The sequence below is a fragment of the Acidobacteriota bacterium genome, from assembly GCA_003225175.1.
Classification (GTDB): Bacteria; Acidobacteriota; Terriglobia; order Terriglobales; family Acidobacteriaceae; genus Gp1-AA112.
In genome coordinates this window covers 1-24,328 of sequence record QIBA01000070.1, presented here as the reverse complement: position 1 = coordinate 24,328, position 24,328 = coordinate 1, and the positions used below count along the sequence as shown (strand labels likewise).

The window sequence follows — 24,328 nt, the reverse complement described above, 5'->3', positions numbered from 1 at the left end:
GACTAACTCAAGTGATTCAATTGGCAACTCTCGCAACGGCGGGGTATTACAAGCTGGCTGCGCTAGCCATGTGGCAAGCCGAGGGCGAAGTCGGATGGGATCCGATCTCGCTCTGGAAGCAGATGGGCTGGCCGGCGCGCCTCGTCGTCATCGTCCTATTCATCATGTCGGCATGGTCGATCGGCGTGATGATCGACCGTTACATCGCTTTTAACGCGGCCCGCAAGCAGTCCCGTTCCTTCGCTCCACAGGTTGCAGGTGCCTTACGCGATGGCAAAATCGATGAAGCAATCCGGGTTGCAGAACGCAACAAGAAGTCGCATCTGGCCAAGGTAGTTACTGCCGGCCTGCAGGAATTTAAGGCGCATGGCGAATCCAATGACATTCCCGGCGAGCAGATCGAAGCAAGCAAGCGCGCACTGGAGCGGGCCGAAGCCATCGTTCACGCCGAATTGAAGCGCGGACTTGGCGGTCTGGCAACGATTGGCTCAACAGCGCCTTTCGTTGGACTATTCGGAACCGTGATCGGAATTCTGAACGCCTTCCGCCAGATCTCCGCGCAGAAGACTTCTGGTCTCGGCGCAGTCGCCGGAGGTATTTCGGAAGCTCTCGTGACGACCGCTATCGGATTGTTCGTCGCAATTCCCGCCGTGATGATGTTCAACTACTTCACGAATAAAGTTGAAGCATTTGACGTGGAGATGGACAATTCGTCCTCTGAGCTGATCGATTATTTCCTCAAGCGCAGCGGACGCCGTTAGACCCGAATTGGTTAGTCCTCACAATCAGTACGGTAGGGACGTCCGCCGCGGCGGACATCTCTACCGCGATGCGTAGGCAAATCGAAAAGTAGGCAAACACAATGGCGTTAGCAAAACGAGACGAAGGTAAGAAGGTCAACTCCGACATTAATGTCACACCGATGGTGGACGTGATGCTGGTATTGCTGATCATCTTCATGGTCATCACGCCCATGCTGCAGCACGGTCACGCAGTGGAACTGGCGAAGACCACAAATCCTGAGCAGATGCCGGATGCCGATAAAGAAGATGCGATCCTGATCGCCGTCACTCGCGACAATAAAGTCTTCTTCGGCAACGACCTCATTGGCCCCGATCAGCTCAGCGATAAGGTTCGCGATCGCTTGGCGAACAAGGTCGATAAGCGCGTTTACGTGAAGGCAGACGCACGGGCGAAGTATGGAAGTGTGGTGGCCGTAGTAGACAACGTCCGCTCGGCGGGCGTAGATCAGCTTGGTCTTCTGACAGAGCAGCGGCAGCCACTGGCTGAGCGCAAAACAGCTCCGGGCGCGACCGGCACAGCAGGCGGAGAGTAAATTTCAGCTTCCGCCGCCGTTCGGCGGAATTGTTTCGAGGATTTTATATGGCAATGGCAGTTGGGGATCACGGTAGTGGTCCCTCCGCAAATATCAATGTAACTCCACTGATCGACGTGCTTCTCGTGTTGCTGATCATCTTCATGGTCATCACGCCACTCACCCCACGCGGTCTTGATGCCCTGGTTCCACAGCCGCCGAAAGACAAGACGAAGCAACAAGAGCCCAATGATCGGACCATCGTGGTCCAGGTAGTTCAGGCCGCGCCGGGACAACGTCCGAAGCTGAAGGTCAATCAGGACGATGAGACCTGGGACCATCTCGGGCAACGCCTGACAGACATCTTCAAGACCCGCGCGGAACGCGTGATGTTCGTGAAGGGCGACGACGATGTTCCATTCTCCGACGTGGCGCAGGTGATTGATATCGCACATGCGTCGGGAGTCGACAAAGTCGGTCTGATCACGGCGAAGATCGAAGCAGGACAATAAACGCGGCGATCGGCAGTCGGCACTCAGCATTCGGCCGCAAGGCAGTTTGGCTACTGGATAGGCTTAGCTTTTCTTTCTTGCACGATGGAAGGTTAGGAACGCCGAATGCCGAATGCCGACAGCCCACGTTGTACAATGCCGTGGTTCGAAATCGCGGCAGACATTTTTTGCTCCAGCACGGAGCTTGGGAAGACTTTCATGAACAGAAGCGGACGTTTCCTGGTGGCGCTCGCGGTGGCCGCGTCACTCACTGGGGTGGGATGCGATAGGCTCAGAGCTCGCGATCAACTGAACAAGGGCGTTCAGTCTTATCGAAGCGCGCAATATGACGCCGCCATCGAACATTTCAAAAATGCAGTGAGCCTTGATCCAAATCTTTCGGTGGCTCGACTTTATTTAGCTACAGCGTATGCCCAACAGTGCGTTCCCGGAGTAGACACCCCAGAAAACACCCGGAATTGTAACCAGGCAATCGATGAATTTAAGAAACAGCTCGAGAAGAATCCTGGCGAAATCGGAAGCTTGAAAGGCATCGCATCACTCTACTTCAATATGGCCAGCGGAGCCTCGAAGCCGGAAGACAAGCTCAAGTACCTTGATCAAGCGAAGGACTATCACGCTCAGGTCATCAAAGCTGACCCGAGCGATCCTGAAGCGTACTACTCGGTTGCTGTAATCGACTGGACGGAAGCTTACAAGCGCCGCATGGACGGCAAGACCGCAGCCGGCATCAAGACCGATGAGCCGGTCAAGGACAAGAAGCTGTGCTCTGACCTTCAAACTAAGAATCAGCAGGAGGTACAGGAAGGCATCGAAGATCTCAACAAAGCTCTTGAGCTGCGCAAGGATTACGACGATGCGATGGCGTACCTGAACTTGTTGTTCCGCGAAAAGGCGGATCTGGAATGTGGCGATCCTGATGCTCGTAAGCAGGACCTTGCCACCGCCGACGACTGGGTGAAGAAGACGATGGAAACCAAGAAAGCCAAGGCTGAAAAGCAGCAAGGTCCAGGCGGAATCGTCCTCGACCAGCCGAGCCCCAACAAGTAATCAGAACAATTCGATGCAAGAGCCCTTGCAAAGCGAGGGCTTTTTCTTTGCCCGTGTGGAATCTTACCCTGAGATCTCAGCTTTTTCTATCGCTTCATCGAATTTCTGCAGCATCGAAACCTTCTTCTCGGCTGGCAGAAATGACGCTTCCAACGAATTCCTCGCCAGTTCCCGAATGTGCTCGTCTGTAAATTCGAAAAGATCCTGCGCAAGTTCGTATTCGTGATTCAGTGATGTGTGGAACATCGCTGGATCATCTGTGTTCAATGTCACAAGAAGACCAGCATCGAATAGTCGACGGACTGGATGCTGCTCGAGCTCCAGCAAACAACCAGTGTGAACATTGCTCGACATGCATATCTCCACTGGAACCTGACGTTGCGCGAGCACCTCAATTAATTCAGGATCACGAATTGCACTCAGGACATGTCCTAAGCGTTCGGAACCGATATTTAACGCCCCCCAGATCGACTCTGGTCCGGCGCTTTCTCCGGCGTGAGCGGTCAGTCGGAGGCCCTTGTCTGCCGCATATCGATAAAGATCGCGGAATTGCTCTGCCGGACCACGGCTTTCATCGCCACCAATCCCAACTCCGACCACATGCCTATCTTTGTGCTCGACGGCCAACTCAAAAACCCGCTTCGCCGCTTGGACCCCAAAGTGACGAACCGCGTCGAAGATCCACAAAACTGACGCGCCGAAATCCCGTTCTCCGCGCTCGCGGCCGACTTCCATGCCCGCAAAAAGAGGTTCGAATTGCTGTTTCCGCCAATGAACCACTCCGACTGACACATACACTTCAGCGTGAACGATTCCCTGCGCGTGCAGGCTCTCGATCATGCGGTAGGTGATGAGTTCGAAGTCATCGGGCGTCAGCAAACGTTGCGTGACTGCTTTGAAAGCTAGTAAAAATCCGTTGAAGTCCGCATACTCGTATAACTGAGTAGCTTCCCTGATTGTGAGGGGAGTTACGTCGTGCCGGCGACTGAGTTCGACGAGCGATTCCGGGGCAACGGTGCCCTCGAGATGTAAGTGCAGTTCAGCCTTGGGGAGTGCACGGATTAGAGCGCGATTCGCCATCAGCAATCTTGATTTACTGTAGCTGAAATTCGATTACTTCGAGAACGTGCAACTTTTTCGCTCCCGTGTTAATCAGATGTTGTACCAATGTGGTTGTTCAGGAGACGACATGCAGTTCCAAGTCAAACCCGAACCCGATCCTACTTCCTCTCCCTGGAACGACCGCGTCCTGATCGCGGCGGTAGTTGTGACCATGTTGCTCTCGCTGCTCGGGTACATGCACGCTTAACCGTTTAGTCCCTAGTCTCTTTACCGGGTAGCCACCACTCTTGGACCGGATGTAGGATTCCAGCGGTGATCCGTGTAGCTATCGTTGGCGGTGGTATTTCGGGATTGACGACCGCCTTCTACCTTGAGCAGGAGCGCAGACGAGCAACGCCAGTTTCTTTCACGGTCCTCGAGGCCGAGTCCCGTTTCGGGGGCATGATCCAGACGGAACGGGTGAATGGCTGCATCATTGAGGCTGGTCCCGACTCGTTTCTCAGCACAAAGCCCTGGGCTCGCGAGCTATGCGATGATCTGCGCCTCTCCGCTCAACTGATCGGCTCTCGCGATGGGGATCGGAAGACTTACATTCTGATCAACGGACGTCTGGAGCCAATCCCTCCCGGAATGCAGATGATGGTTCCCGCCAGGATCGCGCCAATGCTGACCTCGCGTCTGTTCTCACGCCAAGCGAAGTTCGCCATGGCGCGCGAATACTTCTGGCCTCCACAGGCGCTCAACCCCGATGAAGACGAAACCGTGGCCAGCTTTGTGTCGCGCCACTTCAACTCAGAGTTCGTGGATCGGCTCGCCGATCCCTTATTGACTGGGATTTACGGCGCCGAGGCGTCAATGCTAAGCGCACGCGCAACTTTGCCTTTGATGGTCGATATGGAGAGCCGCCATCGGAGTCTAGTGCGGGGTGCGATAGCGGCTAGGGCATCTCAGAACACATCGACTCCTCCGCAGTCGCTCTTCACTGCAATGCGCGATGGGATGCAACGCATGGTTGAAGCAATTGTGCGGCAATTGCCTCGAGAGTCTTTGCGCTCGTCTCAACGTGTGGATTCCCTTAAGGCGCAGCAAGACGGATGGCAGATCAGGTTCGGCGAAACAACAGAGGACTTCGATTGTGTGATCCTTGCTTTACCTGCGCACATCAGCGCCAGACTGATCGCTGATCTCCCAGGCTCAGAGCGTCCGGTCGAATTACTTTCCGAAATTTCCTATAGTTCTGCCGTAACCGTCGCCTTGGTCTACAGCGCCCCTATCACGCTGCCGCCGGGCTTCGGCTTTCTTGTTCCCCGTAGCGAAGCCAAACGCATGATCGCCTGCACTTTTGTTCACAACAAGTTTGAGAACCGCGCTCCGACAGGCACCACGCTACTTCGCGTGTTCATGGGGGGAACACGAGATCCCCAAATTGTCGATGAGACCGATGAGCAGATTGTTCAAATCGTCCGGCGCGAACTGCGCGAAATTCTGGGGCTCGACGCTGAGCCCCAGCTCGTTCGAATCTTCAAATGGCGTAAAGCCATGCCGCAGTATGCTGTCGGACACTTGTTGCGAATCGCGAGACTCGAAATGCACATGCAGCGCTTTCCCACTCTGCACCTCAGCGGCAACGCCTACCACGGAATCGGGATTCCAGATTGTGTCCGCGCTGGTCGCAACGCGGCAGATGCAATTGTGCGGCGCATTCGCTCGCAGAGAGCGTTAGCGTGAAGCCAGGCAATAGGCCCACAGAGACGTCCCGCCCGTTCGATCTGCTTGAATCCGGAGATCAGCGTTTATCTGCGTGAGCTTTGTTTTTCGTTCGAGGTTGGGCTTCCAAAACAAAAATCGGGCGGACCGAAGTCCGCCCAGTCGCTTGTCTGCTGTTCGTTTTGTTGTCCTAACTTGTAAAACTGTTGGGCAAAATACCCCTCAATAATGGCGTTGGGAGCCAAGCCAGAGAGTAGCCTAGACGGAAAAGGCGCAAAAGTAACTTTGGTCACTTCTGAATCGGCGAACTAAGCATTCGGCAACTTCGTAGCCTTGTCAGGGTTGATCCTTATCGGATTCACGTGGAGGTCCCTTTTTATGAGGTCCAAGCCTTTACTGGCGCTAATTGCCATGGCAAGTCTGCTGCTCATTCGGATGACATTCGCACAGGATCACCACGATCACTCATCGGATGCCGCGCATGCAGGCCACTCAATGACAGGGATGGAGATGCCCAACGACTCTTTTGGCAATTCCGCCGGAGAACAGGAGTTGAATGCCGCCACTCAGATGATGAGTTCGCACCACATGGAAATGGGTCCGCACATGAAGATGACTGAGCTGCGGAAGCCTCAGCCCGGCGATCAGGAGCGCGCCAAGCTACTTGTCGAGCAGGCGCGCCAGGTGATGGACAAATATCAGGACTATCACGCCGCTCTGAACGATGGATTCAAGATCTTCCTGCCCAATGTACCCCAGCGTCAGTATCACTTCACCAATTATTGGTATGGATTCGAGGCGGGCTTCCGTTTCACTCCGGAACATCCGACTTCCCTGCTCTATGACAAGACGATCGATGGATACAAGCTTGCCGGCGTCATGTACACGGCTCCCGCAAAGGCAGATGAAGAAGAGCTGAACGGGCGTATTCCACTCAGCATCGCGCAATGGCACGAGCACGTGAACTTCTGCTTTCCTCCAAAAGGACGCGAAGCCGAAGCCTGGCGGAAGAATGCGAAATTCGGAATGGCCGGATCGATCTCCACCCGCGAGGCTTGCGATGATGCCGGAGGCAGGTTCGTTCCGCTACTGTTTGGCTGGATGGTGCACGTCTATCCAAACCAGCAAGATGTCTGGGCCATGGGCCCAGGAATGCATTGAGAATCGCATGATCGGGCCATCCGGTGACCGCGTGAAGTAAGAAGACTGATGGACTGCTTTTTACTTCAGCTCATCCCCCGATCGCCCGATTCTTAGAAGGTCGTGCTCACTGTAAACCTGAAGGTCTTCTTCGGCTCTCGCAATACGTAAGTACTTCCATAGAGGATGAGCGACCGCTGGTACGTGTAGTCGCCTGCCGCGCCGGCTGGGAACATGTCGCGTGTGATCGGGGACTTGGTAGGAATGTTCGTATTCAAGAGCAGCGGGTTATATGCGTAATAAATGCGGAACGGCGCGTTCACGATCGGCAGCAAGACTTGCAGCTCCATACCGGTGGACATTCGTGGAGTGTAGTTCGTTCCAGGAATCGGCTGCAGCGTCGGAGAAAAATTAATCGTTCTTGCACCCTGGCAGTTAAAGCTCACGTCGACGGAGGGGCATCCGAAGGGCGTCCCGTTGAGGTTGGCAAGGTTCTCCGGAGTGAGCTTCAATTGGTTCGGCAGGGCGATGAAGTTCATGCCGAAGTCGTTGAATGCAGCCAGAGTCACGTGAGTCACAATGGGAATGCGGTATTCAATGTTAGTGTTGACAGTGGTATCGCCGCCCGCATAAATAATTGTCTCTGCCGGAATTGGGATTTGCACTGCACCCCGGCGCGGATTCGTCGGATCAAGCGGAACCAGGCTGCCATCCGGATTCTGCAAGGGAACCGTCACGCGATTGGCGATGAACACGTACGGCGTGACCGTCCGGATATCAAAACCGCGCAGGTCGTTTTCGCCGCCCATGTAGAAGCGTTCATAAGGCGGCGCCACCTTGCCGGCATAGCCAGTGATAAATGATCCTGTCACGCGGAATCCAAGCGAATTGCGCCTCTTGTTGACTGGAATCCAGTGCTTTAACTCCACGATCGGTCGAATCGTGTTCACGTTCCCACCGACGCCGGCAAACTCTCCGCCAACAAAGAGGCTTGTGCCCCGATGCGGCTGATACGGACTATCGATCGAGTTGAACGTGAAGCTCGGCGTGAGCTTACTCGTAATGATTCCGCGCAGCGAGTTTGGCCCACTAACGCCGTCGAAATTGATGGCTTCGAAATACTGTTGCGATGCCGTACTGAAGGTCTGAACGCTGGAACGCTGGTAGGAATATGACAGGCCAACACGCTTCAATGAGCGCCTGATTGGATAACTCGAGGAAACCGTAAAGCCAGTTTGCGACTGGCTGAAATTCTGCAGCGTGTTCAAAACATCGGATGGCAGGTTTACGTTGGTCCCGGTGAGGATCGAGTAATTCTTGGCTGCGTTGTAATCGTAGCGGCTGGTGTAAAGAGTAAAGCCAAGCTGCAGCGGACGATCAAAAGCGTAAGGCTCGGTAAATCCGAACAGAATGCTGCGCTGCAGGTTGCCGAGGTTGGCCGAAACAGTAAGAGTCTCGCCCAGGCCGAGGAAATTGTTGGTCTCGTAGTTGATTCCAATGAATGATCCCGCGAGTCCGCTGACGCCTCCTTGAAGGCCAATACTGTTCTTGCCTTTTTCTTTCACCTTCAGGGTTAAATCGACGGTGCCGTCCTGGACGTTCTGTTTCGCCTCGGAGTCCTGTTCTTCTTTTAATGGCTCAAAATAATTGAGCTGATTCAGGCGCAGCAGGCTGAACTCCCAAAGCTTGCTGTTGTAGACGTTCCCTTCTTCCAAAGCCAGTTCGCGCCGGATAACCTTATCCCGGGTTGTGGTGTTGCCTGTGAACTCAATGCGTCGTACGAAGAACTGCTTGCCTTCATCGATATCGACATCCAGAGAAACCGTCTTCTTGTCTTCGTCGACGGTGGTTTCGGGAACAGCGCTGAAGTTGATGAATCCCAGTTCTCCATACGCCTTGCGAAGATTTTCCAGGCCCTTGGCAATCGATTCCCGGTTGAAGATGTCGCCATCCTTGATGGGGAACTGAGCGCGTAGGGCTTTGACGTTAAAATTCTGCTTTACATTCTTGAAATCAATCTTCCCCAGCCGGTACCGGTCCCCTTCTTGAATGGGCACCCTGATATCTACGACCTTGCCGCTGTGGCGGAACAGGTAGGGGAACCCGGGACTCGTGTCGCGAATCTTGGTCTTCGGATCGTCTACGAGGACTTTGAAATATCCCTTGGTCTGATAGAAGAAGCGGACGCGCTCAGCATCTTCGTCGAGCTTGCTTGCGTCATAGGTGCGGGCGAACAGATTTTCCAGAATGAGAGAATGCGGGATTCCGATCGGCTTGGTGTTCTTCATCGCCGCGCGCAGTTCGCGGCTGGGAATCTTCTTGTTGCCGTCGAAGCTGATCTTGCCGACTTTGACCTTCGGACCTTCTTTGACAACGAAGTCGATGCTGACCGCAGCCGGCGGAATCCTGCGCACTTCGGTGCGGATGGTAGCGAACTGCCGCCCATGCTCACCGAGCAAGCTCTTCAGCACCACCTCCGCCTTCTTCACCTTCGTGGGATCATACTGACTCTCTTGCGTAAGCCCGACTTTCTCTTTCTTGAAACGATCAAGCACGTCGCTTTGCGAAACCGAATTCAGGCCGGTGTACTTAATCTCGCGGATGGTCGGCTTCTCAGTTACGTAGATGTAAATGATTACGCCCTTCGGAGTTTCCTGCCGCTCGAAGCGAAGATCGTCGTAGTAGCCGGTATTCCAGAGCGAATTGAAGTCTCTCTCAATAGCCTGCGGATCGTAGACATCGCCTGGACGGGTGAAAATCCGCGCCTTTACCGTTTCTGCAGGAATGCGGCGGTTTCCCCTTATCCGAACGTCTTCGACGAGCGTCTGCTGGGCATGCAAATGCAAGCATGAAAGGATGAGAGCAACTGGCAAAAGAACCAAACGGACGGTGCGAAACAGGCTAGATCGGCGACGGCCGACGAGCCCGTCCGCTGCTTGCTGGCTAATAAAAATAAGAAGCCCCTCTACCAAGGTATGAAATCGTGGAGGAATTCACAATTATATGAGAGCGCGTAGGAACCATCCAAGCGTAGTGACCGCTCTCAAGGTAAAAAGTTGTGAGCTTGAGTCTAAAGAGAGCAGAGGGATGAAAGCGCTGGCGCGGCCCTTGGACTCATATCCACGGCAGAAATTCACTGTTAATTCCCTGATCAGGCAGCTAACAGTGAATTAACAGCGAAAGTATCAGCGAATTTATCAGTGAATTTTGATTTGTTTATGAAACCCGCATAAACGGTGGGCTACCGCTGAAAAGCAGTGAATTAACAGCGAAATTGCAAGGAGTTCCTTGATTGATCCTGCTACCGTCATTGTTGCTCTGCGCCTCCCGTGGCTTCTCTTTGTAGCAGCAAGCTCCGCAGCAACGGAGCCCCACACCCAATTGTGCTACGACGATTCGATCCCCAAGTCAAGGTTTGTAGCGTCGTTTGCTGGGGAAATCGATTCTTGCGGGTCGAAGGCTTGAGGCTTACGGCAGCTGCGGGATGGGATAAATTCCTGCACGACGAGCGTCGCTGATAGCGATCTGCGTGATCTGCGTCTCGGAAAAACGGGCCAGGCCGCGCTCCGCGCTACGCACAGCGCCTTCGAAGGGGAAACGACCCGTCAGCGCGACGTCGATGAAGAGCTTTTTATCGGAGTTCTCCGCGGACTTCACGCCCACATAGGCGTGCCCCGGTACAAGTACGATCACCGGCTCCATGCCCAGATTTTCGAAGGCTGAGGCAAAGAGCACTGCTGCGTCAATGCAGTTGGCTGAACTGGCGGCGATGCTCTCGCGAGGTGTGCGGATGCGCTCGCTCACAGCCGTATTGGCGCCAAAGGTGAGAGAGCTTTTCACGTACGAGAGCCTCTGCCTTTGCAGTGCCGTATAAATCGCCCGCGCCTCGAGTCGCGTCTCGCGCTCCTGTCCAGCGGCATCCTTCCAGTCTTCATATCCAGGTAGACGTCGTCCGGGCATCAACTCTTTCGCTCGACTCAGCACCTGTTCAACGCGAGCATCGTGCGGTGTCACCCAGGAAGCGATGAACTGTGCGTACTTGAATCCCCTGCCCCAGAAGATGTCTTCCACTGCACGCATGCGGACTGGGACCGTGGTGCTATAGATCGGATCTCCGGCAACGTCGGTCACTCTTACTTGGGCGGTTGCGCCAGTAATCTCGCGGTTCTGATAAAGGCGGGGTAAGAAGGTGGGCGCAAATAAGAAGCTTCGAGCTCCTCCAGCCGGCACGGTGACGATCTGGACTTCTTCATCGCTCCACCCGGTCACGCGGACGGCGATTCGATAGCGCTGCTCGGTATCAGTCGAGTTAGAAACTCTCACCGAAACCACTCCCCACTTTCGCTGATCGGGTGCCTGAAGCGACGCGTAGTTCGCAAATGCCGGAAAGACGTCTCCGTCGATGCCCGATTCGATCTTGAACGTCGGCTCCGGAGTGCGAGGCGCACGCACATTTCGCGTGACCTCCGGACGATCGAAATCTCCGCCAGCGAATGCCGGCAGCGAGAGCGCTAACCCAAGGGCAGCGCACGCGGTGGCGGACATTCTGGCGGAAACCTTCATTGTTTTTCCGAATCTACGCCGCTGAACAGAAATCACAATCCAAGGGAATGCTTAATCGGCTTCAGCGCGGACTAAGGTTTACCGACTAGCGAAGAAGGCACAAGGTCACGAAAGGAGGGAGGCTGTCGGCGTTCAGCATTCCGCGTTCGGCCCGTCGAGGTTCTTTCCCCAACATCGACGAAAACGAGAGCCCGACGAGAGCCGGCCGAAAGCCGACTGTCGAGCGCCAAGAGCCTCCTTGCTATGCAATTCAATACACAAGACTTCCGTTCACCTGTCCAGATGCGCCACTGGCTGTACCCAGTTGATTTATAAGGGCAGTAAGGCTTAAACTTGATATGCGACCCAAAAGGTCGTATATTGCACGTTTTCCAACGGCATGCTGAAGCTTACAAAGAAGGCCGATTACGGACTGATCGCCGTGAAGCACCTGGCAGAGCTAGGCCCGAACGGGTCATGCAGCGCTAAGGATATCGCTGAGGCTTACCGCCTGCCTGCTGAGGCCCTCGCCAAGATTCTGCAGAAGCTGGCGAAGGCGAAGCTGCTGGTGTCGCATCACGGAAGCAACGGAGGCTATGCCCTCGCTCGCGATGCGCGGCAGATTTCCGCGCTGGAAGTGATTCGTGCGATCGACGGTCCGCTCTTTATTACATCGTGCCTGCCGTATGACACCGGCGGATGCGAGCAGAGCGGATGCTGCACTGTACGCGAGCCGCTGCGGCAGGTAAACGAAAGTATCCGGGCACTGCTCAACGACATCAAGATTTCAGACATGCGCGACTCGCGGCAGCGGCATGCGACCGCGGCGCCAAGCACGCAATTAGAGGATTTAGTTACTTTGCGCTGACGCAGTGCGCAACGACTTTGGAGAAATGACGAGTATGAGTACAACGGCAGTTGCGACCCCCACTAACGGAAATGCGCATGCTTCGGTAAAGCTGCCCATCTACATGGACAACCACGCCACCACGCCGGTCGACCCGCGGGTGGTGCAGGCGATGCTTCCTTATTACACCGAGCACTTCGGCAACGCGGCCAGCCGCAATCATCAATTCGGATGGGAAGCCGAGCAGGCGGTCGAAACCGCGCGCGAGCAGATCGCGAAACTGGTGGGCGCCACTGCGAAGGAGATCATCTTTACCTCAGGTGCGACCGAGAGCGACAACCTCGCCATTAAGGGCGTTGCGGAGATGTATCGCGAGAAGGGCAACCACATCATTACTGCCGCGACGGAGCACAAGGCGGTGCTGGATACCTGTAAGCGCCTGGAGAAGAATGGGTATCGCGTCACCTATCTACCGGTAGGCGCCGATGGACTTATCAATCTCGAAGATCTGAAGCGCGCGATCGACGAGAAGACAATTCTCGTCACCATCATGTACGCCAACAACGAAATCGGCGTGCTCCAGCCTGTCGCCGAGATCGGAAAGCTTTGCCATGAGAAAGGCGTGCTCTTCCACACAGATGCTGTGCAGGCGATCGGCAAAGTTCCGGTCAACGTGATTAAAGACAACATCGACCTGATGTCGATCACAGCGCACAAACTCTACGGACCAAAGGGAGTGGGAGCGCTGTATGTCCGGCGCAAGAATCCGCGCGTGCAGATCACCGCGCAAATCGATGGTGGCGGTCATGAGCGCGGCATGCGCTCGGGGACCTTGAATGTTCCGAACATTGTCGGTCTGGGCAAAGCTTGCGAGCTCGCGATGAACGAGATGGCTGAAGAGTCAAAGCGTCTCGCGTACCTGCGCGACCGGCTGAAAAAGAAACTGGAAGACAATCTCGACGAGATTCACATCAACGGCTCGATGGAGCATCGCTTGCCCGGCAACTTGAATATGAGCTTCGTGTACGTGGAAGGCGAGTCCCTGTTGATGGGCATCAACGACATCGCAGTCTCCAGCGGATCGGCTTGCACCTCGGCGACGCTGGAACCCTCTTATGTATTAAAGGCGTTGGGCCTCGGCGATGACGTCGCGCATAGCTCGATCCGATTTGGTATTGGACGCTTCAACACTGAAGCCGAGATCGACTACGTAGCCGACAAGCTGATCGACACGGTCAAGAAGCTGCGCGAACTTTCACCGCTGTACGAGATGGTGAAGGAAGGCATCGATCTGAAGAAGATCCAGTGGGCCACCGAAGGACACTGAAACGGTTTTACTGAAAGACAGTTCTCAAAAGAGTTTTGGGAGAAATAGAAAATGGCATACAGCAATAAGGTGATCGACCACTACAACAACCCCCGCAACGTCGGCACGCTCGACAAGAGCAGCAGCGATGTTGGCACCGGGCTCGTGGGAGCGCCGGAGTGTGGCGACGTGATGCGCCTGCAGATCAAGGTCAATCCTGACACCCAGGTCATCGAAGAGGCGAAGTTCAAGACCTTCGGCTGTGGCTCGGCCATTGCTTCGTCATCGCTCGCCACGGAGTGGATCAAAGGCAAGAAAGTCGAAGACGCCCTCGCGATCAGGAACACCGACATCGTGAAGGAGCTCTCGCTGCCTCCAGTGAAGATTCACTGTTCCGTGCTGGCCGAAGACGCCATCCGCGCCGCGATCGGGGATTGGAAGAAGAAGCACGCGTCGGCCGAGCCGGTTACGGTCGAGACCGCTCAAGCGAAAGCCTAGCTGAGGGATTAGCGAAGAGCACCAGCTTTAGCGAAGGCACCAGCTTTAGCGAAGGGCATCAGCTTTAGCGAAGGGCATCGGCTTTAGCGAAGGCATCGGCTTTAGGCAAGGTTTAGGGGAAGGGCATCGGCTTTAGCCGTGCCCGTAAAGGGGCCATATTACCGGAGCTTTAGCCGCTGCGGTTCTTGGCTTTCAAGGGCACCTCAGCGGCCAAAGCCGAAATTTGGGAATTTCGTAAACGGCACGACTGTAAGGTCGTGCGCTTCCCCAAGACAGAAATTCTCGAGCAGAGGAAATGGCAACAACGATCGACAGTCCGGTACTCACGCCCGACAATGCTGCCGCCGGCAGCAAGGGCGTCCAGATCACGCAGCGCGCGCTGGCTAAGATTCGCGCTGCGATGGCGAAGGAGAACGTGTCGCCAGAGCAGGGTGGACTGCGCCTTGGTGTCTCTGGTGGCGGATGCTCGGGGTTGAGTTATCAGATTCGGTTCGACAGCAAGCCGCGTGAGCGCGACCGCGTATATGAGTTCGAGGGAATCCGCGTCTTCGTCGATCCTAAGTCATTTATTTATCTCGCGGGAATGATCCTGGATTGGGAAGAGTCGTTGATGAAGCAGGGCTTCAACTTCATCAATCCCAATTCGTCAAAGTCGTGCGGCTGCGGCTCATCGTTTTCTGCTTGAAAGGGCATGGGCCAGGAAACAATCGGGTGATCGGGTCATCGGGTGATCGGGTGAAGTGAAATCCAAAAGGCTTTCGGTTATCGGCATTCGGCTCTCTGCCAGGAAGCTGTCCTGTGAGTTACATAGAAACCCAGAGGCCGAACACCGACAGCCGAATGCCGAAAGCCGTTTTACTTCACCCGATGACCCGATCGCCCGATCACCCGATTCTTGTTATGCATCCAGTTGTGCCAAGTCCGGAGACGCTGTCAGCACAGACCTGCTGGTCGTGCGTGCGCGAGATCGAAAAGGCAGCGCATTTCTGTCCGCACTGCAGCAAGCTACAGCCGCCTGCGGATTCTGATTACTTCAGCTTCTTCGGCCTGCAGCGCCGGCTAAACATCGATCTGGGGATGTTGGAGAAGGAGTTTTATAAGCTGAGTCGGCGGTTGCACCCGGACGTCTATGCACGCGCAACGCCAGCAGAGCAGCAATGGAGCACGCAGAAGAGCTCACTGCTGAATGACGCATATCGCACGCTGCGCGATCCGATTGCGCGTACGGAGTATCTGCTGGAACTCGAGGGCGTGAAGCTGGAAGAGCAATCACGCGCCGCCACTGACGAGGCCCGCGCCCAAGGCAAAGAGAAGCAGCAGGTAGTGCCGCCGGATCTGCTGGAAGAGGTGTTCGAGCTGAATATGCAGCTCGAAGAGATGCGCATGGGCAAGAAAATGGGCGAGCGTGATGAGCAGGTGGCGAAGGACTTGGAATCTGCGAAGGGACGCTTCGAAGAGATGCTTTCTTCTTCGAATGATGAGTTGCGGAAGCTGTGGAATGAATGGGATCAGGTCATTGCCAGCGGAGCCGATGCCGAGGATCCAAAGCGAGTAGCGGTTCGCGACAAGATGGTCGCGCTGCTGAATCGGCGGTCGTATGTCAGAAATTTGGTGCGGGATGTGAACGAGGTCTTGCAGACGTAAGTAGCGGTTTAGGGAGGGGCACCGGCTTCAGCCGTGCCGGTAGCGCGTGTTCCCAAATTGGTACGGCTTTAGCCGTTGAAGTCAGTCACTTACCGCAACGGCTAAAGCCGGAGCCATTGCAGAGAACTTACGGCACGGCTGAAGCCGATGCCCCCTCCCTAAACCGAGAACCAGGTTTTGCCTTAAACGTCATGCCAGAAGAACGCATTGTCGGAATTGATTTAGGCACGACCAATTCGCTCGTCGCCTACATGGAAGACGATAGTCCCGTCATCATCCCTGGGGAAGACGGCTCGAACCTTGTTCCCTCCGTCGTCGCACTTACACAAGATGCGCGGGGCGATCACATTGTGGTCGGCAATCGTGCACGTACGCACTTGATCGAGACCCCTGAGCGTGCAATTTACTCAGTGAAGAGACTTATGGGACGCGGCGTTGAGGACGTTCAAGAGGAGCTGAAACTCTTCCCCTTCCGACTCGATCACACGCAGCCCGGCGAGGCGCTGCGCATCAGGCTGGGCGATCGTACCTTTACTGCTCCGGAGATCTCCGCGTACATCCTGCTGCAACTCAAAGCCAACGCCGAGCGATTTTTTGCTGCACCCGTGACCAGGGCGGTGATCACCGTTCCCGCCTATTTCAACGATGCGCAACGGCAGGCTACGAAAGACGCTGGCCGCATCGCGGGGCTCGAAGTATTGCGCCTGGTCAACGAACCAACGGCCGCAGCCTTGGCTTACGGACTGGACAAAGGAAAAGATGGGATTGTCGCAGTCTACGACCTCGGCGGAGGCACCTTCGATATCTCCATTCTGAAACTACACGAAGGAATCTTCGAAGTGATCGCCACCAATGGCGACACGCATCTGGGCGGCGATGACATTGATAATCTGCTGATCGCAATCGCGCTGGACGATATCGCCGGAGACCTCAAGCTCGACCTGCGGCGGAACGGCGAAGCCGTGCAGGCAATCCGCAAATCAGTGATCGACGCTAAGATAGCCTTGTCCTCGCAGCCCAGCGCCAAACTCGATGTTGAACTGCCTGGCGGCAAGCGCTATCAGCGTGAAATCACACGGGAGCAGTTCGAGCAGTTGATCGAGCCCATCATCCAGAAGACAGTTGCTCCGAGCAAGCAGGCGTTCGCAGATGCGAAGATCAAGCCAGAGCAGATTGATCAGATTGTTCTCGTAGGGGGTTCGACACGCATCCCCCGCGTGCGCGCTCTCGTGAAAGAACTATTCAAGCGCGAACCGCACGTTGAACTGAATCCAGACGAAGTGGTTGCTCTGGGAGCTGCAGTGCAGGCGCACATTCTCGCCGGTGGATCGAAGGCTACTGAAGACATGCTCCTGCTCGATGTCACTCCGCTCTCGCTCGGCATTGAAGCCATGGGCGGAGTAGTGGCAAAGATCATTCACCGCAACTCAACGATTCCGGCTTCGGCGACCGAGCACTTCACCACCGCCGTCGAAGGACAGACAAATGTCGCGATCCACGTGCTGCAAGGCGAGCGCGAACTTGCAAGTGATTGCCGATCGCTGGCGCGCTTTGATTTGAGGGGCATTCCGCCTATGCCCGCAGGACTCCCGCGCATAGAAGTGAAGTTTCTCATCGATGCCAATGGAATCCTGCACGTAAGCGCGCGCGAGCAGCGCAGCGGCAAGGAAGCCCAGATCGAAGTTAAACCGACGTACGGCCTGACCGACGCTCAGGTGGAAGACATGATCATCGCCTCGTTCGACCACGCGCAGGAAGACTTCCAGAAACGACAAGTAATCGAAGCGCGGGTGGAGGCAGACAACATCCTGCTTGCCTTAGAGAAGGGCCGCCGTGATCCAGCGTGGCAAGAGCTTACCGGCGACGAAAAGCGCAGAGTCGAACTGCTGGAAACCGAGTTAAAGGAAGCGCAGGCGGGCGATGATTACAGGACTGTTCGAGCCGCCATCGATGCGTTGAACGAAGGCACGATGAGGCTAGCCGAACTCATGATGGACTCTGCCGTGTCGGATGCCATCAAGGGCAAAACCATGTCCGGCGCTGACTCCGAATTGGGCCAAGGTCCATCGGCGCCACACCCGATCGCGCCGGCCGAGTTCGAGCACAAGCGATAAGAGGAAAAAACGAAATTATGTCCGACGAAAAGAACAAAACCAGCGGCCAGGGTGCCGCCACCATGGAAGAACCCAGTCCTAATACCGTTCGCGTGACGTTCATGCCCGGGAACAAGACCTTCGAGTTCGAAAAGGGGCAACTGCCTTATGCCGATCACGGCAAGCCCGAATCGATCCTCGATGTGGCTATGAACAATGACTTCTTCCTCGATCATGCCTGCGGAGGAAACTGCGCCTGCACCACGTGCCACGTCATCGTGCAAAAAGGCGAAGAACTGCTCTCGGAGATGGACGATGACGAAGCCGACCGGCTCGATATGGCTGCCGGACTCACGCTGCACTCACGCCTCGGCTGCCAGGCAGTGATCGACAAGCCCGGAGAAATTGTGATTGAAATTCCAGAATGGAACCGGAATTACGTTTCAGAAGGCCACGCGCCGAAGGACTGAAGAGGGACTATGCCTGCTGATCTTGGTTGGGAAGACGCTGAAGATATCGGCATCCTGCTGGCGGAAAAGTTCCCGGACACCGATCCGCTGACCGTGCGTTTCACCGATCTGCACCGCTTCGTTACTGAATTGCCTACGTTCAACGACGATCCCGGTACGTCGAACGAAGGCAAGCTCGAGGCGATCCAGATGGCTTGGTATGAGGAGTGGAAAGACTCGCAGTAATTATGTTTGCTGTCATTCCGAATCCGGCAGGATGAGAAATCCCTATAGAAACTTAGCCTTTGAGTAAGACGAAAGATGTAAGCTGCTAGATCAATCTAGGAAAAACGCCTTCGTATCAGTAGGGATTCCTCGCCGCAACTTCGCGGCTTCGGAGTGACAAGGCAGAGGCCGGGAGCCTACTTCAATACCTTCACTTGCGCTCCAGGCGGCTGAGCAAGCGCGAACTGGTCATCGGTAAGAGGCTTATTGACTTCGATCTTCTCGATTGTGATCACAATCGAGTACTCTTCTTTGGGACGATTGATGGTGATCTGCGACGGGAAATTCACTCCCTGGAAGTCCGCGAAGTTGTCGTAGACAGCCTCAGTCGCGATCGCTCCGTTGCGGTCGTAGATCATTTGCCGATGGGGCTTCAGGTCGATCCGCGAGAAAGTAATCTTGCGCTGCAAACGCCAGGTATCTCCATCGTGCGCGATGACGTTCACGATATAATCGGGCAGCTCCCAACTCTTTTTCTTGTTGCTTGTATCCTGCACTACATCGGTGCCCTGCTCGAGCACCGCAATGTCGCTGGCACCAATCTCGTGCAGCAGCAGGGAATCGAAGAAAACATGGGGCCGCAGGTTCTCGAGAGTATTGGTCGAAGGCTGTGGTGAATCTTGGGCCGGGCCTTCGATGAACTTGTTCATCGGAGGAATCGAAAGTTTGAAGGTCTTGCCGTCACTCACCATGTCAAAGGCGCGACTGCGGACGATCGGCAATAAACCGATCACGTGCAGCATGTCCGGATCTTTTTCCAGGATGTAGCCCTTGATCTGCTGAATATCGGTTACTTTGCCCTTCTTCGAGCCACCCAGAGAGGTTGCGATTTCGACGGTGGCGCTAAACGAATGAATCTTTCGCGCTTCGGAGTTAATGCGCTCTGCCAGTTGCGGCAGATCCGCAACCAGCAGGTTGGAGGTATTGACTTGCCGCTTATTGAGAGTTCGAGTGTGAACCAGGCAACCGGAGATCGAGAGTATCAATACTGCGATTCCAAGGGATCGTGCCGCGCATCGTATCTGCATGAAAAAACAGAAGCGTTATTGAATCTGTCCAGTATATAAGAGCTTTTGATTACGTGGTTCTGGACACCGTCGGCCGGTACAAGGATGGCAAGTTCGTGAAGGGTTGCGTTGCCTATGCCTTATACAAAGGTCGCCGAACGATAGAAAGAATCAAAGCAAAAGCCCGGCCGAAGGCGGGCTCCCCAACAAGCGCCGATGTTGCCGTCGTTGAGATGCAGACAGCGGCCGGGAATCACTTAACCTAATTGCCTTCGCCAACCGCATGACGGTAGGCTGCGACGTTTTTGTTGTGCTCCTCAAGCGTCTTGGCAAAGCGATGGTGGCCCTGGTTGTCGCTGACGAAGTACAAGTAGTCGGTAGTCGCAGGATGCATGGCCGCTAGCAGAGAATCCTTTCCCGGATTGGAGATCGGCCCGGGCGGAAGTCCAGGATTGCGATACGTGTTATAAGGTGAGCCGTACTTCAGGTCGGAAGCATAGATGGTGCCGCGATAGCGGTTCGCGAGCAGCGCGGCGTAGATGACGCTGGGGTCGGTATCCAGTGCCACGCGCTGTGCCAGCCGGTTGTAGAAGACACCGGCCACCAGCGGACGCTCTTCCGGCACAGCAGTCTCCTTCTCCACAATCGAGGCCATGGTCACGATGCGGTGGACGTCACCGGTCACCCCGATGGCGTGCGCTTCCTGACGAAAGCGCTTCACCATGGCTGCAACCACATCGGGGGCTTTCTGCTTGCGGGAAAACCGGTACGTGTCCGGATAGAGATAACCTTCGAGTGTAGGCACTCGAGGATCAATGTCCCGCACGAGCGCGACTTGAGAACGAACCTGGTCCAAGAAGTTCTGCTGCGAGTCGATGCCCAGTTTCTCCACGCTGGCCGCGATATCAAAAATGTTATAGCCCTCGGGAATGACCAGCACGCGAGCATAAGTCTCTCCGTGGGCGATGTGGCGATAGATCTCTGTGAGCCGCTCAGGATGATCGAATTCGTACTCCCCCGCCTTCAACGATCCATGTCGCAATAGATGCCACAGCAGAAACGCCGAGCGGCTGCGGATAATTCCCGCCTGCTTCAACTCAGAGGCAATGTGCCGCGCCGAGGAGCCGGACTTGAACTCGACAAACGTCTGCTGCTTCGCTCCTGCCGGAACCGCCAGACAGAAGCCGATCCAGCCGGCAAAAGCCAGCAACACGAAAAACCCGAACGCAAAGAACTTGCGCATTTCAAAATTTTAGATTCATTTCCCGCCAAATAGGTCAGCAGCCTTGAAACGAAAGATACAGGCATGAAGAGGAACTTCTGGGTAACGTGACCGTTGCATTTTAAGCTGGAGACGACGACGCAGCGGGCTGCGTCTCCCGGAAGAGGCTGGATAAACCCGGGTTACTAATTCGTCGTGCGTTGCAACCTGGGCTGACGTTCTTTCTCCGGTACGTCTCCATGTGCGCGTTTAGTCTGATATGGAACTTCGAGATTTGGACAATCAGTGACGTATTTTAGCTTGGGATTCTCACCATCACTGAACACGTACGCGGTAATTGACAGACAGCCATTGGCGCGGGCAGGAATGATTATTCCTTTATCCGGCATGAATCGGTTGCCGCGTCGTTTGTGTAAGAAGGTGTTTGGCCCCGGATTGCCGAGTAAAGTTCGCGGTTGGCTTGTAGTCGCCGATTGTTCAATGCTGGGAACGACAACATTGTCGGTCTGTTGCATAGGACCAGCACTTGCTAAAAGCAGCACCAGTGGAAGCAGCATACTTTGCCTCCCGATAGGCGTATTTTAGTCCCCCTTAGTTTCCGAATCCAATGCTGAATCCAGCGACGCAGGGCCTACGCGTCCAGGTGCCACTGGGGTTCATGGCGGAGACGTAGCATGCTGCACCTGATACCAAACTCCCCATTTACAGGCCTTTCATTCAGCAGTACACTCTGAGGGCCTCTACTAAATCGATTTATGAAGAAGCTCCTGATTGCTCTCTGCACGCTTCTGCCTGCGTTGCTATGGCCTTGCGTACTACGCGCTGACGATAACATTCCTCATGCCGCCTGGCGCATTCCCATCGGACAGCCTCCGGCGAATCCCGGCGGACACAAGCCGGAGATCAGCAACATTGACGACGGTTTTTGGCAGGGCGCACCGGTCGGCGGATTCGGAGCAGGAACATTCTCGCGCTCGTATCGCGGACATTATGAACGCTGGCACCTGAAGGCCGGAGTGCACAAATATGAAGACGTCCCCGCGAATCAGTTTGCTGTATTCGTTAGGCCCGAAGGAGGAGAGCCGATTGCCCAGGTGCTCGCCACGGATAATCCGAGTCACGGGCTTTCAGCCTGGAACTGGAGTTATCCCGCGGGATCTGGAGAATATGCTGCGCTCTATCCGAAATCCTGGTTTGCTTATCAGTCGCCGCAGCTGCCGATCAAGCTGACGGTTGAGCAGTTTTCGCCTGTACTTCCCGACAACTACAAAGAGACCAGCTATCCGGTGGCGATCTACAACTGGTATGCGCAGAACCCCACAAGCAAGCCGGTCACCGTCTCGATTCTCTTTTCCTGGGCAAACATGGTGGGGTGGTTTCGCGATTCCACGCGCGGCTTCGCGGGCGGCCTGAATAACCAGAACACGAACACTTACCACGCCGAGCAGATCCAAAATGGGAACATGCAGGGGATTGTATTCGATCGCCTGCGCAGCGGAGCCGTGCAGGAAGAATGGGACGGGCAGTTCGCTATCGCAGCTCTCGCCACTCCAGGAGTGGAGGTTACTTATACAACAAGTTGGATGTCCTACGGCACAGGCGAGGATGTGTGGAAGCCGTTCTCAACTGACGGGCGTCTCCCGAATTGGGCTCCGAAACTCGCCAGTGCGGGTGAGCCCATGGCAGCCGCCATCGCGTTGCGCTTCACCCTGGCTCCGAACGAGAAGAAACTGGTTCCCATGGCGCTCGCGTGGGACTTGCCTATCGCGGAATTTGGCGGCGGACGCAAATGGCTGCGCCACTACACAAAATTCTTCGGAACGTCAGGAAGCAACGCCTGGAAGATCGCGCGCACCGCGCTGGAGAACGATCAGGATTGGAGCCGTCAGATCGACGAGTGGCAAAAGCCTTTTATTGAAGACGAGTCCAAACCACTCTGGTACCGCGGGGAGCTATTCAACGAGCTCTACATTCTGGCGGATGGTGGAACACTCTGGGGCCATGAACTCAATGGCGTGGGCAATCCCAGGCATCATTCCGCGCAAATGGCCGACAGCTTCAGCTATCTCGAGTGCTTTGACTATCAGTACTACGGCACATCCGACGTTCGCTTTTACGGTTCTTTCCCGCTGGTTAAGTTCTGGCCCGAGATCGAGAAGCAGGAGATGCGCCAGTACACCGACACCATTGCCGAGAGCAATCCGCAGGAGTATGTGTGGGCTTGGAAGCGCGATCACCAGCACATACTCGAGCTCATGCAGCGTAAGACGGCCGGGTCCGCCCCGCACGATCTCGGTTCGCCGACGGAAGATCCGTTCGTGAACGTGAATCAATACAACTATCAGGACGTCTCGAACTGGCGCGATCTGAACAGCAAATACGTGCTGATGGTTTGGCGCGATTATGTCTTCAGCGGCTCGAAAGACAGCGATTTCCTCCGCTACACCTGGAATGCGGTAAAGATGGCGATGGAGCACCTTCGTCAGTACGATAAAAATGGCGATGGGCTCATCGAAAACGGCGGCTTCCCCGACCAGACTTATGACAACTGGGTAGCACGCGGCGAAAGCTCGTACAGCGGCAGTTTGTATCTGGCAGCTCTGCGTGCAACCGCGGAGATCGCGCGAAAACTGGGGGAAAATACAACCGCTCAGGGGTACGACGCCTTATTCAAGCGCGCACAGGCAGCGTTCGTTAAGAACCTCTGGAACGGCACCTATTTCAATTATGACGTTGGCAGCGATTACAAGTCAGACATCATGGCCGAGCAGCTCGCGGGCCAATGGTACGCAAACCTCACCGGCCTTGGCGAGATTGTCCCGGCGGAGATGCGCCGTTCCGCGCTTCAGCATGTGTTCGACTTCAACGTAATGAAGTTCCAGAATGGAACCATGGGCGCGGTAAACGGTATAGCCGCCAATGGCGATATCCTGCACGAGAACGAACAAGTGGAAGAGGTCTGGACAGGCACGACGTTCGGCGTGGCCTCGCACATGCTGTCCGAAGGAATGCGCGATCAGGCCTTCAAGACCGCCGAGGGCGTATACAACGTCGTATGGAAAGATCGCGGGTACTTTTTCCGAACGCCTGAAGCTTACGACTCGCGCGGCCTCTTTCGCGCCAGCATGTACATGCGGCCCGGATCAATCTGGTCGATGGAGATGACAGGGAAATCGGGGCCTCGACCCTCGTTGACAGCAGTGAAGGGACAGTAGGCAATAGGCGATAGGCGATAAGCAAAAACGGTCCTCCAGACTGTCGCCCCTTCGTTTTTCTTTTGATTTTTACTTATTGCTTATTGCTTATCGCCGCCTTTAAGGCAGCACAGCAGCTCTGGTGAACATCACATGAATGCGCAGGAACTCCGCTTGCGCTGAGCTCATTTCCCAAGGCCCCAGGTAATGCCGGAATCCGCAGTCGGTCAGCTGATCCTCTTCATCCTTGTCGTTCTTGCCTCCGCACATCTTTTCGGTAGCCTCTTTACGCGGTTGCGACAGCCGCGTGTGATTGGAGAAATTCTTGGTGGACTCCTTGCCGGACCTTCTCTGCTCAACCTCTCTGCCGGATCAGAAGCGGCATTGGCTAAACCAGCTCTGGATGTACTCTACTGGATCGGCCTGCTGATGCTCATGTTTCTCTCCGGCGCGGA

23 protein-coding genes are annotated in these 24,328 nt (G+C 55.3%); 17 read left to right on the top strand and 6 right to left on the bottom strand.

What is annotated here, in order from left to right:
- Nucleotides 1–68 precede the first annotated feature (68 nt).
- The 4 genes from DMG62_20595 to DMG62_20580 all read left to right on the top strand — a co-directional run bounded on the left by DMG62_20595 (nt 69) and on the right by DMG62_20580 (nt 2,877).
- Nucleotides 69–761: a flagellar motor protein MotA gene (locus tag DMG62_20595; GenBank protein ID PYY21066.1), complete on the top strand. Its 693-nt coding sequence runs from the start codon at nt 69–71 to the stop codon at nt 759–761.
- 101 nt (nt 762–862) lie between these two features.
- Entirely contained in the window at nt 863–1,336 is a 474-nt protein-coding gene (locus tag DMG62_20590) for a biopolymer transporter ExbD (protein PYY21058.1), read from the top strand.
- A gap of 47 nt (nt 1,337–1,383) precedes the next feature.
- Nucleotides 1,384–1,827 carry a biopolymer transporter ExbD gene (locus tag DMG62_20585; protein ID PYY21057.1) on the top strand — a complete coding sequence of 148 codons (444 nt, stop codon included), beginning with the start codon at nt 1,384–1,386 and terminating at the stop codon, nt 1,825–1,827.
- Nucleotides 1,828–1,962: 135 nt separating this feature from the next.
- Nucleotides 1,963–2,877: a hypothetical protein gene (locus DMG62_20580; protein ID PYY21056.1), complete on the top strand. Its 915-nt coding sequence runs from the start codon at nt 1,963–1,965 to the stop codon at nt 2,875–2,877.
- Between the two features lie 63 nt (nt 2,878–2,940).
- Here DMG62_20580 and add read toward each other — a convergent pair whose 3' ends face one another.
- Nucleotides 2,941–3,957 (bottom strand): adenosine deaminase, encoded by a 1,017-nt coding sequence (gene add, locus DMG62_20575; protein PYY21055.1) that lies wholly within the window; start codon nt 3,955–3,957, stop codon nt 2,941–2,943.
- Nucleotides 3,958–4,242: 285 nt separating this feature from the next.
- On the opposite strand from add, the gene hemG reads away from it, so the two are divergent.
- Together hemG and DMG62_20565 are read left to right on the top strand one after the other, a co-directional pair.
- Entirely contained in the window at nt 4,243–5,667 is a 1,425-nt protein-coding gene (hemG, locus tag DMG62_20570) for a protoporphyrinogen oxidase (GenBank protein PYY21054.1), read from the top strand.
- A 390-nt stretch (nt 5,668–6,057) separates the two neighbouring features.
- Nucleotides 6,058–6,807, top strand: coding sequence for a hypothetical protein (locus tag DMG62_20565; GenBank protein PYY21053.1), 750 nt, complete (start codon nt 6,058–6,060; stop codon nt 6,805–6,807).
- Between the two features lie 92 nt (nt 6,808–6,899).
- Here DMG62_20565 and bamA read toward each other — a convergent pair whose 3' ends face one another.
- Both bamA and DMG62_20555 read right to left on the bottom strand, forming a co-directional pair.
- Nucleotides 6,900–9,644 carry an outer membrane protein assembly factor BamA gene (gene bamA / locus DMG62_20560; protein PYY21065.1) on the bottom strand — a complete coding sequence of 915 codons (2,745 nt, stop codon included), beginning with the start codon at nt 9,642–9,644 and terminating at the stop codon, nt 6,900–6,902.
- A 610-nt stretch (nt 9,645–10,254) separates the two neighbouring features.
- Complete coding sequence (locus DMG62_20555) at nt 10,255–11,349, bottom strand: hypothetical protein (GenBank protein PYY21052.1); 1,095 nt, start codon at nt 11,347–11,349, stop codon at nt 10,255–10,257.
- A 379-nt stretch (nt 11,350–11,728) separates the two neighbouring features.
- Between DMG62_20555 and DMG62_20550 the strand changes: the two genes are divergently transcribed.
- The 8 genes from DMG62_20550 to iscX all read left to right on the top strand — a co-directional run bounded on the left by DMG62_20550 (nt 11,729) and on the right by iscX (nt 18,411).
- Nucleotides 11,729–12,196 (top strand): transcriptional regulator, encoded by a 468-nt coding sequence (locus DMG62_20550; protein ID PYY21051.1) that lies wholly within the window; start codon nt 11,729–11,731, stop codon nt 12,194–12,196.
- Nucleotides 12,197–12,230: 34 nt separating this feature from the next.
- On the top strand, nt 12,231–13,502 hold the full coding sequence (locus DMG62_20545; GenBank protein ID PYY21050.1) for an IscS subfamily cysteine desulfurase: 1,272 nt from the start codon (nt 12,231–12,233) through the stop codon (nt 13,500–13,502).
- 51 nt (nt 13,503–13,553) lie between these two features.
- A complete protein-coding gene (locus DMG62_20540) occupies nt 13,554–13,979 on the top strand; it encodes a Fe-S cluster assembly scaffold IscU (protein PYY21049.1) in 426 nt (141 codons plus the stop codon).
- A 295-nt stretch (nt 13,980–14,274) separates the two neighbouring features.
- On the top strand, nt 14,275–14,664 hold the full coding sequence (locus DMG62_20535; protein ID PYY21048.1) for an iron-sulfur cluster assembly accessory protein: 390 nt from the start codon (nt 14,275–14,277) through the stop codon (nt 14,662–14,664).
- A 215-nt stretch (nt 14,665–14,879) separates the two neighbouring features.
- Nucleotides 14,880–15,623 carry a Fe-S protein assembly co-chaperone HscB gene (hscB, locus tag DMG62_20530; protein PYY21064.1) on the top strand — a complete coding sequence of 248 codons (744 nt, stop codon included), beginning with the start codon at nt 14,880–14,882 and terminating at the stop codon, nt 15,621–15,623.
- 191 nt (nt 15,624–15,814) lie between these two features.
- Complete coding sequence (dnaK, locus tag DMG62_20525; GenBank protein PYY21047.1) at nt 15,815–17,737, top strand: molecular chaperone DnaK; 1,923 nt, start codon at nt 15,815–15,817, stop codon at nt 17,735–17,737.
- A 17-nt stretch (nt 17,738–17,754) separates the two neighbouring features.
- On the top strand, nt 17,755–18,186 hold the full coding sequence (locus DMG62_20520) for a ferredoxin (protein ID PYY21046.1): 432 nt from the start codon (nt 17,755–17,757) through the stop codon (nt 18,184–18,186).
- Between the two features lie 9 nt (nt 18,187–18,195).
- Complete coding sequence (gene iscX / locus DMG62_20515) at nt 18,196–18,411, top strand: Fe-S assembly protein IscX (protein ID PYY21045.1); 216 nt, start codon at nt 18,196–18,198, stop codon at nt 18,409–18,411.
- Between the two features lie 176 nt (nt 18,412–18,587).
- On the opposite strand, the gene DMG62_20510 is transcribed toward iscX, so the two are convergent.
- The gene (locus tag DMG62_20510) at nt 18,588–19,478 is read right to left on the bottom strand and encodes a hypothetical protein (GenBank protein PYY21044.1); all 891 of its coding nucleotides are present in this window, start codon (nt 19,476–19,478) and stop codon (nt 18,588–18,590) included.
- A gap of 53 nt (nt 19,479–19,531) precedes the next feature.
- Between DMG62_20510 and DMG62_20505 the strand changes: the two genes are divergently transcribed.
- The gene (locus tag DMG62_20505; protein ID PYY21043.1) at nt 19,532–19,723 is read left to right on the top strand and encodes a hypothetical protein; all 192 of its coding nucleotides are present in this window, start codon (nt 19,532–19,534) and stop codon (nt 19,721–19,723) included.
- On the opposite strand, the gene mltG is transcribed toward DMG62_20505, so the two are convergent.
- Nucleotides 19,720–20,700: an endolytic transglycosylase MltG gene (gene mltG, locus DMG62_20500; protein ID PYY21042.1), complete on the bottom strand. Its 981-nt coding sequence runs from the start codon at nt 20,698–20,700 to the stop codon at nt 19,720–19,722. The two genes, DMG62_20505 and mltG, sit on opposite strands and share 4 nt — an antisense overlap.
- A gap of 164 nt (nt 20,701–20,864) precedes the next feature.
- Nucleotides 20,865–21,236 carry a hypothetical protein gene (locus DMG62_20495; protein PYY21041.1) on the bottom strand — a complete coding sequence of 124 codons (372 nt, stop codon included), beginning with the start codon at nt 21,234–21,236 and terminating at the stop codon, nt 20,865–20,867.
- A 198-nt stretch (nt 21,237–21,434) separates the two neighbouring features.
- On the opposite strand from DMG62_20495, the gene DMG62_20490 reads away from it, so the two are divergent.
- Both DMG62_20490 and DMG62_20485 read left to right on the top strand, forming a co-directional pair.
- A complete protein-coding gene (locus DMG62_20490; protein PYY21040.1) occupies nt 21,435–23,894 on the top strand; it encodes a glucosylceramidase in 2,460 nt (819 codons plus the stop codon).
- Nucleotides 23,895–24,080: 186 nt separating this feature from the next.
- Nucleotides 24,081–24,328, top strand: a 248-nt coding sequence (locus DMG62_20485; protein PYY21039.1) for a cation:proton antiporter, incomplete at its 3' end; no start/stop codon positions are given.

Bases quoted from the DNA above. Each gene is read 5' to 3' on its own strand.
- DMG62_20510 (PYY21044.1), bottom strand. From the start codon at position 19,478: ATGCAGATACGATGCGCGGCACGATCCCTTGGAATCGCAGTATTGATA.
- dnaK (PYY21047.1), top strand. From the start codon at position 15,815: ATGCCAGAAGAACGCATTGTCGGAATTGATTTAGGCACGACCAATTCG.
- DMG62_20565 (PYY21053.1), top strand. From the start codon at position 6,058: ATGGCAAGTCTGCTGCTCATTCGGATGACATTCGCACAGGATCACCAC.
- DMG62_20550 (PYY21051.1), top strand. From the start codon at position 11,729: ATGCTGAAGCTTACAAAGAAGGCCGATTACGGACTGATCGCCGTGAAG.
- DMG62_20495 (PYY21041.1), bottom strand. From the start codon at position 21,236: ATGCTGCTTCCACTGGTGCTGCTTTTAGCAAGTGCTGGTCCTATGCAA.
- iscX (PYY21045.1), top strand. From the start codon at position 18,196: ATGCCTGCTGATCTTGGTTGGGAAGACGCTGAAGATATCGGCATCCTG.
- hscB (PYY21064.1), top strand. From the start codon at position 14,880: ATGCATCCAGTTGTGCCAAGTCCGGAGACGCTGTCAGCACAGACCTGC.
- DMG62_20585 (PYY21057.1), top strand. From the start codon at position 1,384: ATGGCAATGGCAGTTGGGGATCACGGTAGTGGTCCCTCCGCAAATATC.
- DMG62_20545 (PYY21050.1), top strand. From the start codon at position 12,231: ATGAGTACAACGGCAGTTGCGACCCCCACTAACGGAAATGCGCATGCT.
- DMG62_20535 (PYY21048.1), top strand. From the start codon at position 14,275: ATGGCAACAACGATCGACAGTCCGGTACTCACGCCCGACAATGCTGCC.
- add (PYY21055.1), bottom strand. From the start codon at position 3,957: ATGGCGAATCGCGCTCTAATCCGTGCACTCCCCAAGGCTGAACTGCAC.
- DMG62_20590 (PYY21058.1), top strand. From the start codon at position 863: ATGGCGTTAGCAAAACGAGACGAAGGTAAGAAGGTCAACTCCGACATT.
- DMG62_20580 (PYY21056.1), top strand. From the start codon at position 1,963: ATGCCGTGGTTCGAAATCGCGGCAGACATTTTTTGCTCCAGCACGGAG.
- DMG62_20520 (PYY21046.1), top strand. From the start codon at position 17,755: ATGTCCGACGAAAAGAACAAAACCAGCGGCCAGGGTGCCGCCACCATG.
- DMG62_20555 (PYY21052.1), bottom strand. From the start codon at position 11,349: ATGAAGGTTTCCGCCAGAATGTCCGCCACCGCGTGCGCTGCCCTTGGG.
- mltG (PYY21042.1), bottom strand. From the start codon at position 20,700: ATGCGCAAGTTCTTTGCGTTCGGGTTTTTCGTGTTGCTGGCTTTTGCC.
- DMG62_20490 (PYY21040.1), top strand. From the start codon at position 21,435: ATGAAGAAGCTCCTGATTGCTCTCTGCACGCTTCTGCCTGCGTTGCTA.
- DMG62_20540 (PYY21049.1), top strand. From the start codon at position 13,554: ATGGCATACAGCAATAAGGTGATCGACCACTACAACAACCCCCGCAAC.
- DMG62_20595 (PYY21066.1), top strand. From the start codon at position 69: ATGTGGCAAGCCGAGGGCGAAGTCGGATGGGATCCGATCTCGCTCTGG.